The organism is Paraburkholderia sp., assembly GCF_035656215.1.
Taxonomy (GTDB): domain Bacteria; phylum Pseudomonadota; class Gammaproteobacteria; order Burkholderiales; family Burkholderiaceae; genus Paraburkholderia.
Window position 1 is genome coordinate 1 of the sequence record NZ_DASRSY010000019.1, and the last position, 7,932, is coordinate 7,932.

The following is a 7,932-nucleotide window of genomic DNA, read 5'->3' on the forward strand; positions in this document are numbered from 1 at the left end:
AACACCACCGCCTGGAACGTGCTGCCGCCGTGTATCGCGGTGCTCGGCGCAATTGTCATGATCATCGCCGTGAATCCGCTGATGGCGGGCGGCCTGATGTTGTGCTCAGCCATTCTGTCGGTCGTGCTCTACAAACTCGCCGGGCGTGGCTCGGCGCGGCATCACCATTTCGCCACGAAAGCAGCTTCGGTGGACGGCGAGTTGGTCGACGTGATCAGCAACATGGGCCTCGTGCGCGCATTCGGCATGACGTTTCGCGAACAGCAGCGTTTCGGCGCGACCGTCAAAGCGGAAATGGAAGCGCGCCAGCAGAGCCTGCTTTATCTGGAAAAGCTGCGCCTGCTGCATGCCGTGATTACCGCGCTGCTCTCGGCGGGCTTGCTGGGCTGGGCACTGTGGCTGTGGGATCAAGGCAAGGCAACCTCTGGCGACATCGTGCTGGTCAGCTCGCTCGGCTTCACGATTCTGCACGGCACGCGCGATCTGGCCGTGGCACTGGTCGACGTCACGCAGCACGTCGCGCGGCTCGCGGAAGCCGTTCGCACCCTGCTCGAACCGCACGGCATGCCGGACCGCGACGGCGCCACCGAGCTCGTGCCGCAAGGCGGCCGGGTCGATTTTGAAGCTGTGACATTTGCCTACCCTCGCCGCCGGCCGATTCTCGACCACTTCGATCTGCATATCCAGCCGGGCCAGCGGGTCGGCCTGATCGGCAAGTCAGGCGCGGGCAAATCCACCGTGCTGGCGCTGCTGCAGCGTTTCTATGAGACGCAGGGCGGTGCAATCAAGATCGACGGCCAGGACATCGCCACGATCACCCAGGACAGCCTGCGCCATACGATTGCACTCGTGCCCCAGGATATCTCGCTGTTCCATCGCACGGTGTACGAGAACATCGCTTATGGCCGCCCTGAAGCGAGCCGGGAAGAAGTGCTCACCGCCGCGCGCGAAGCCCGCTGCAGCGACTTCATCGAAGCCATGCCGGAAGGGTACGACACGATCGTCGGCGACCGCGGGGTGAAGCTCTCTGGCGGACAACGCCAGCGTATCGCGATTGCGCGCGCGATCCTGAAGAACGCGCCGATTCTGTTGCTGGACGAAGCCACCTCGGCGCTCGACAGCGCCTCGGAAGAAGCGATCCAGAAGGCGCTCGACCGGCTGATGGTAGGCCGCACGGTGATTGCGATCGCTCACCGGTTGTCGACGCTGAACAACTTCGACCGGATCATCGTAATGAGCCAGGGCAAGGTGATCGACGACGGCAGTCCCGAAGAGTTGCGCCAGCGCCCGGGCCTGTATCGCGATCTGCTCTCGAAGCAGTACGGCAAAGGCACCACGCTGCATATCGGTGGCAAGAAGGTCGACGAGCAGCACGTGGTCTGAGCAACGCGCCGCCCTCTGCTAATTCAGCAACAAACTCAGCCACAAACAGAAAAGCCGCTTTTGAGCGGCTTTTCTGTTTTTCCGGGCAGTCGTAATCGGCCTGAATAGCCGCCTATCCGGCCAGGGTTTCGCGCGAGGTTTTCTTGCCCGACCCGGCACGCACCTTCACAGTCCGGTTGCTCTTCGCACCACCCACATTCTGCAGATCGCGCATGAAGTTATCGCGCCACACCGACACATTGTTCTCGCGCAATTGCACCATCATGTCGCGATGACGCGCCTGACGCTCCGCAAGCGGCATCTCCAGCGCGGTGGCAAGCGCCTCGGCCATACCGTCGATATCCACCGGATTCACGATCAACGCGCCATCCAGTTCCTGCGCGGCGCCGGCAAAGCGTGACAGCACAAGCATGCCCGGATTGTCCGGGTCCTGCGCCGACACATACTCCTTGGCGACGAGGTTCATGCCATCGCGCAACGGCGTGACGTAGCCGACATGCGCCGTGCGAAACAGCGCGGCGAGCACCGAGCGCTCGTACTGCTTGTGGATGTAGAGAATCGGCGTCCAGTCCAATTCGGCGAAGCGGCCGTTGATGCGCCCCGACTCCCCTTCGAGTTGCAAGCGGATGTCCTGATAAGCGTGCATGTCGGCCCGCGTCGGCGGTGCGATTTGCAGGAACGACACCTTGTTGCGTTGCGCCGTCGCGTGTTCCAGCAGCCGCTCGAACGCACGAAAACGCTCGACCAGCCCCTTCGAATAATCGAGGCGGTCCACGCTCATGATCAGCTTGCGCGAATGCAGCGCCGTCTTCATGGTGCGCACCGGCTTGCCACGCTCGCCCGCTTTCGCGAGCTCGGCGATTTCGTCCGGATAGACGCCGATCGGATAAGCCGCCGCGCGCAAGGTGCGGCCGAATGCATGGACGGTCAGCGGGCCGCTGGCCGACACGTCGACCGTGCCGTTGGCCTCATTGACGATGTAATCGCAGAACGCCCGCAAATCAGGTGCGGTCTGAAAACCGAGCAGATCGAACGAGCACAGCGCTTCAACCAGCTCACGATGCGGGGGCACCGCCAGCAACACCTGCGAAGCCGGAAACGGAATATGCAGAAAGAAGCCGATGCGATTTTTCACACCGGCCGCACGTAACGCCTGAGCGAACGGAATCAGGTGATAGTCGTGGGCCCAGATCACGTCGTCTTCGCGCAAGAGCGGCACGAGTTGCTGGGCGAGCCACGCATTGACGCGGCAATAGCCTTCGAAGTCGTGCCGGTCGTACTGCAGCAGATCGGCGCGATAGTGGAACGCGGGCCACAGCGTGGCGTTCGAGAAACCGCGGTAGTACTGGTCGTAGTCGCGGCGCATCAGCGCGATGGTCGCGAAGGTCACGGGTCCGCGCTCTTCCACCTTGATCTGCGGCTGGCCCGAGCTGAGCACGTCGCCGCTCCAGCCGAACCACATGCCGCCGGTTTCCTTCAGCGCGTCGTACACGCCAACCGCCAGACCGCCCGCGGCCGGACCGCCCTCAGAAATAGGTGCGACCCGGTTCGATACGATGATCAGTCGAGTCATGAAGCGCGATTCCCGATGCAGTAAGTCATGTACGTTGAACGATACGGCCCGACCATCACGCTCCGCGTGCGGCCGCGACAATCGATTCCAACCAGTCGAGCAGCGCCGTTACCGAGTCGATGCGCGAATGCGCCATCGTATCGCCCGCGCCCACCTTGATCGACAGGCCGCCGCGCTCATTGACGACGGCAAAACCTTTCTCGTCGGTCAGATCGTCGCCGGCAAACACCGGCTTGCGGCCGACGAACGGCGGCTCGTCCAGGAACGCGCGCATCGCGCGGCCCTTGTCGACATCCTTCGGCTTGATTTCGTAGACCATCTTGCCCGGCTGCAACACATACGAGCCGGGGTAATCGGCAACCAGCCGCTCGGTCGCCTCGCGCGCCACCGGTTCGCGGTCGGGGGCATTTCGATAATGCAGCGCCAGCGCCGCGCCTTTGATCTCGAGCAGCATGCCGGGATGTTCGTTGACGATCTGCGCGAGCACTTGCTCCATGCGCAACAGGCGCTCGTCGTGAAAGCCGATGCGCTGTGTATCGCCGTTCGCGTCGCGCCGTTCGGCGCCGTGCAAACCGGCGATCGGCAGATCGGGTATGCCGAGAAAACCGTCGATGCTGTCGATGCCGCGACCTGACACGATCGCGACCGCGCCGTTCGTGAGGCTACGCAACTCGCTCAGCAATTCGCTCACGCGCGGTTGCACCAGCACGCCGTCCGGCGTGGGCGCGAGTTCGACGAGCGTACCGTCGAAGTCGAAGAAAAATGCCGTCTCACTCGGAGACAGAACAGCCGGAAGTGCTTGCATCGGTTAATTTTGCCTTTCAGCCTTCTGCGGCCGGAAAAGTGTGCGCATCTTACCGCGCATCCGTCAATTTTTCGAGAAAGAAGCGAGGACACAAGCCTGGCAGGGCGACCCGCCCGATGCCGCCCTCAATCCGGCTTCAGCCAGCTTTCAGTCGCCTGCGTCAAATTGCCTCGCAAACCGTGCGCCCGCGGGCACTGCACGACGTCATCGGACATTTTGCGATACAGTCGCAGCCACGCAGACCATTGCAGTGACGACCCTATTTGCACACTATGACGGACTGCGCGCTTTGCACGAACCACGCCGCCTCCATTCCCGGGCAGCGTCACGCGCCGCTATTCAATCGAGTCATTGAACCCTGCTTTGTTCCCCATCCTTTCGTCCTGCCATCAGCCGCTGAACCTCGTAACGCCGCGCCGCTCGCGGCCCGGGCGCCTGTTCGCGCTGACCGTCATGGTGGGCGTGCTCGGGGCGCTGGGCGGCTGCACGCATCGCGCCGAACCGTTCCAGCTGACCAACGTGACCGGCCACTTGCCGGATCTCGATTTCACGCTGACAGGTGACGACGGCCGTCCCGTAACCGGCGATTCGTTTAAAGGCCGTACCTCGCTCGTCTACTTTGGCTACACGCATTGTCCGGACGTCTGCCCTGAAACGATGGGCCGCCTGATGCAGGTACTCGGCAAACTCGGCCCGGATGCGCAAAAAGTGCGCATCCTGTTCATCACCGTCGACCCCGCGCGCGACACGCCCAAGGCCCTACACGACTACGTCGGCGCCTTCGACTCGCAACACGCCGAAGGCCTGACCGGCACCGACCGGCAGATCGAGTCGCTCGCCAAGCGTTACCGGGTTGCCTATCAGATGGAAAAGCGCGACCCCAACGGCAACTACGAAGTCACCCATAGCTCGGCCGTCTATGTGTTCGACCCGCAAGGCCACGCGCGCCTGCTCGCCACCGATCACGATACCCCCGATGCGATCGCACAAGACCTGCGCCGTATCATTGACGACCGTTCCTGACCTTTCCTGAGTTCACCCATGTCGATCAAGATCAAAACTCTCGCCGCACTGAGCTGCACCCTCGCCCTCTCGTTCGGTTTTGCCTCGGCCGCGAACGCCGCCGGCGCGCAGGCGATCAGTGTCAAAGACGCGTGGGTGCGCTGGCTGCCGAACAACCTCCCTGCCGCCGGCTACGTGACGCTGGTGAACGCGAGCGACAAGCCGGTCGACCTCGTCGATATTTCCAGCAACGATTACGGCGACGCAATGCTGCATCAAACCGTGTCGAACGGTTCGACGCAAAAGATGGTGATGGTCGACAAGCTGACGGTGCCCGCGCATGGCCAGGTGGCGATTGCGCCAGGCGGCTATCACGTGATGCTCGAAGACGCGAAGCACAAGGTCGCACCGGGCGACACCGTGCATCTGACGCTGAAGTTCTCCGACGGCGAAACGCTCGATACGCCGTTCGCCGTCAAGTCACCCGCCCAGACCAAGTAACGTCCTGCGATGAACCTGCTCTACTGGCTCGATCCCTGGGAGTTTTCGCCGACCGTCGTTATCGCCTTGCTGGTGCCAGCGATCCTTTTCGTGCGCGGCGCGCACAAGGCGAAGGTGTCGATTCCGCGGCGCATTTCCTTCTGGTTCGGGCTGGTCGCGTTGTATGTCGCGCTGCATACGCGGCTCGATTATTTCTTCGAGCATGAGTTTTTCATGCATCGCGCGCAGCATCTGGTGCTGCATCACCTGGGGCCGTTCTTTATCGCGCTCTCTTATCCGGGTGCCGCGTTGCGCGCGGGCATTCCATTCAGCTGGCGGCAGCGCTTCGTCAGGCCTGCGCTGGAGACCCCGGTGGTACGCAAGCTGCTCGACGTGGTGATGCATCCGGTGGTCGCCGTCACGTTGTTCGTCGGGCTGATCTACTTCTGGCTGATGTCGCCGATCCATTTCGTGGCGATGCTCGACTGGCGGCTTTATCGCGTGATGAACTGGAGCATGGTGATCGACGGCCTCCTGTTCTGGTGGCTCGTGCTCGATCCGCGGCCAGCGCCGCCGGCGCGTTTGTCGCCCGGCAAGCGCGTGCTGGTGGTGATCGCCGCGATTCCGCCGCAGATCATCCTCGGCGCGTTTATCTTTTTTACGCCGCATGAGCTGTATCCGATCTACTCGATCTGCGGCCGTGCCTTCACATGGCTGAGCCCGATGCGCGATCAGCAGATCGGCGGGCTGCTGCTGTGGATTCCGGGCTCGATGATGAGCGTAATCGGCGCGCTGGTGGCATTGCGCCACTGGATGCGACTGTCGGCGCGCGGACGTCTGCGCAACGAGCGGCGCACAAAAACGACGACGCAAGGCTTGGCACAAACCGCGTCAGCGCCCGCGAGCAGCCACCGCTGAAAATTTCGAATCGATTGAAGTCGCGGCGTTTGAAGCCGGTCGGCGCGCACGCGCCGGGCCCGGTTGCAGCGTGGCTTACGCCGAACGCATCCACACGTGCGGGATGCCGTCCTCTTCGTGAGTCTCCGACACCGGCGTAAAGCCGAACGCACCATAGAAGCCTTGCAGATGTGCCTGCGCGTGCAAACGAATCGGTGTACCAGGCCACTGCGTGCGGATATGGGTGAGCGAGCGCTCGAGCATCGCGTTGCCGAGGCCGATGCCACGGAACGCCGCTGTTGTCAGTACGCGGCCGATGCGGATATCGGTGTCGTCAGCGTCGGGCAGCAGCACGCGCAGATAGCCCGCGAGCGGCGAGCGCCTGTCGCTGGATGCGTCGCCGGGACCAAAGGCGAACAGGTGCCAGGCATCTGAATCAAGCCCGTCGATATCGCCATAGACGCAGTTCTGCTCGACGACGAACACCGCGCTGCGCGCCGCCAGCATCGCATAGACTTCGGCGGTCGTGAGGTCGTCGAACGCTTTCCAGCGCCATTCGAGTTGCGCCAGTCGCGTGGCGGCGGTTTGCTGCGGTTCAGTCATGGAAAGTCTTCAAAAGAGGCGCGCCTGAACGGCGGCGGCAATGCGGAATTATGCCGCGCGTGGCGGCCTTAGACTATGCCGGGCCAAATACCGGCTCGACGGGCTGTGCGAGATATTCGATCAGATTGCCGGGCCCGCATAAATGCAGCGCGCCCACCACCACCAATGTCCGTTCCGGTCGCCCGAGCAACGCCGTCACGCGCGCCGCCCACGCGCGATTGCGGGCGTCGAGAATGGCGTGGCGGATGCCGGGCAGGTTGAACATCGGCGACTCGACGGCGATCTGGTGCACGGCCGGCAAATCGCCATCTAGCCAGGCGGCATGCATCCGCTCCAGCGTACGCTGCGGCTCGTCGAGATCGGACATCAGCATGCCGAGCGCGCTGCCGACCGCGTCGAGCGGAATCGATTCGAGCGAGGCCGCCACGTCCTCCGCAGTCTCGAGATACTGGTACGGTTTCGCTTGCGTCAGCGCCGAGCGCAGCATACGCGGCTCGACGCCTTCGACGACCTGTTGGAACAGCGTCGGCGCGACGATCAGCGCGGCCCACGGACGCAGATCGACGAGTGGCGCCAACGGACCCTCCGCGGGCCACACAGCTTGTAGCTGGTTCCAGGCATCGGTGGAGAGCAGGGGCTGCAACTGGTTGGCATCGCCCAATGGGTGAGTCTTCAGAAACGGCAGGATCGTCGGCGGATCGGATTCGAAGACCAGCGATTCGGCCCAGTCATACGCTTCGGCGATCCATGGCGGTGTTCTGCGACTCGTCGCCGGAAACAGATGCATGGAGCCGAGCAGACGGACGTTGGTGCCGGTGAGTTGTAGGTACATGCAGCCTCGTAGGACGGACAATTGCGCAAAGAGGCAATCGGGCAATTCAATCGGCGGCGCGCAGCGCGGTGGACCGGCTCGTGGCGCCTCGCCAGGCGGTCCGCACCGTGAACGCGACGAACAGCAGGAAGACGATCTGCGACAGGTACAGGTCCACGCGAATCGGATAATGCATCGCGAACCATGAATTGTGCACCACGTCTGTCGCGATGACGGCGACGCAGAGGATCAGTCCTGCTCGCGGGCTCAACATCAGTAGCAGAGCGGCTAGCGGATCAATGAAAAGCAGTGACGTCCAGTAGATTCGCGAGAGCGGCGCCACGCCGCCGTAGTCCCACCAGAGTCCGTGAACGAGAG

General features: G+C 63.1%; 9 protein-coding genes. 4 read left to right on the plus strand and 5 right to left on the minus strand.

The features are described from left to right. The coding region (locus tag VFE81_RS01105) for an ABC transporter ATP-binding protein (RefSeq protein ID WP_325042826.1) at positions 1-1,383 on the plus strand (1,383 nt) is incomplete at its 5' end. Positions 1,384-1,495: 112 nt separating this feature from the next. On the opposite strand, the gene otsA is transcribed toward VFE81_RS01105, so the two are convergent. Both otsA and otsB read right to left on the minus strand, forming a co-directional pair. Beyond that, entirely contained in the window at positions 1,496-2,956 is a 1,461-nt protein-coding gene (gene otsA / locus VFE81_RS01110) for an alpha,alpha-trehalose-phosphate synthase (UDP-forming) (protein WP_325042827.1), read from the minus strand. A gap of 55 nt (positions 2,957-3,011) precedes the next feature. Beyond that, positions 3,012-3,761, minus strand: a complete 750-nt coding sequence (gene otsB / locus VFE81_RS01115; protein ID WP_325042828.1) for a trehalose-phosphatase — start codon at positions 3,759-3,761, stop codon at positions 3,012-3,014. Positions 3,762-4,214: 453 nt separating this feature from the next. Here otsB and VFE81_RS01120 point away from each other — a divergent pair, with 453 nt between their 5' ends. The 3 genes from VFE81_RS01120 to VFE81_RS01130 are packed head-to-tail and all read left to right on the plus strand — an operon-like array spanning position 4,215 to position 6,161. Next, on the plus strand, positions 4,215-4,784 hold the full coding sequence (locus tag VFE81_RS01120) for an SCO family protein (RefSeq protein WP_325042834.1): 570 nt from the start codon (positions 4,215-4,217) through the stop codon (positions 4,782-4,784). Between the two features lie 18 nt (positions 4,785-4,802). Further along, positions 4,803-5,264 (plus strand): copper chaperone PCu(A)C, encoded by a 462-nt coding sequence (locus VFE81_RS01125; protein ID WP_325042829.1) that lies wholly within the window; start codon positions 4,803-4,805, stop codon positions 5,262-5,264. Between the two features lie 9 nt (positions 5,265-5,273). Continuing rightward, complete coding sequence (locus VFE81_RS01130; protein WP_325042830.1) at positions 5,274-6,161, plus strand: cytochrome c oxidase assembly protein; 888 nt, start codon at positions 5,274-5,276, stop codon at positions 6,159-6,161. Positions 6,162-6,236: 75 nt separating this feature from the next. On the opposite strand, the gene VFE81_RS01135 is transcribed toward VFE81_RS01130, so the two are convergent. The 3 genes from VFE81_RS01135 to VFE81_RS01145 all read right to left on the minus strand — a co-directional run. Then, positions 6,237-6,743: a GNAT family N-acetyltransferase gene (locus tag VFE81_RS01135; RefSeq protein ID WP_325042831.1), complete on the minus strand. Its 507-nt coding sequence runs from the start codon at positions 6,741-6,743 to the stop codon at positions 6,237-6,239. A 73-nt stretch (positions 6,744-6,816) separates the two neighbouring features. After that, the gene (locus VFE81_RS01140; protein WP_325042832.1) at positions 6,817-7,575 is read right to left on the minus strand and encodes a TraB/GumN family protein; all 759 of its coding nucleotides are present in this window, start codon (positions 7,573-7,575) and stop codon (positions 6,817-6,819) included. Positions 7,576-7,621: 46 nt separating this feature from the next. Continuing rightward, on the minus strand, positions 7,622-7,932 hold a 311-nt coding region (locus VFE81_RS01145; RefSeq protein ID WP_325042833.1), incomplete at its 5' end, for a hypothetical protein.

Excerpts from the sequence above, each read along its gene's own strand:
- otsA (WP_325042827.1), bottom strand. The coding sequence starts at position 2,956 with ATGACTCGACTGATCATCGTATCGAACCGGGTCGCACCTATTTCTGAG.
- otsB (WP_325042828.1), bottom strand. The coding sequence starts at position 3,761 with ATGCAAGCACTTCCGGCTGTTCTGTCTCCGAGTGAGACGGCATTTTTC.
- VFE81_RS01120 (WP_325042834.1), top strand. The coding sequence starts at position 4,215 with ATGGTGGGCGTGCTCGGGGCGCTGGGCGGCTGCACGCATCGCGCCGAA.
- VFE81_RS01125 (WP_325042829.1), top strand. The coding sequence starts at position 4,803 with ATGTCGATCAAGATCAAAACTCTCGCCGCACTGAGCTGCACCCTCGCC.
- VFE81_RS01130 (WP_325042830.1), top strand. The coding sequence starts at position 5,274 with ATGAACCTGCTCTACTGGCTCGATCCCTGGGAGTTTTCGCCGACCGTC.
- VFE81_RS01135 (WP_325042831.1), bottom strand. The coding sequence starts at position 6,743 with ATGACTGAACCGCAGCAAACCGCCGCCACGCGACTGGCGCAACTCGAA.
- VFE81_RS01140 (WP_325042832.1), bottom strand. The coding sequence starts at position 7,575 with ATGTACCTACAACTCACCGGCACCAACGTCCGTCTGCTCGGCTCCATG.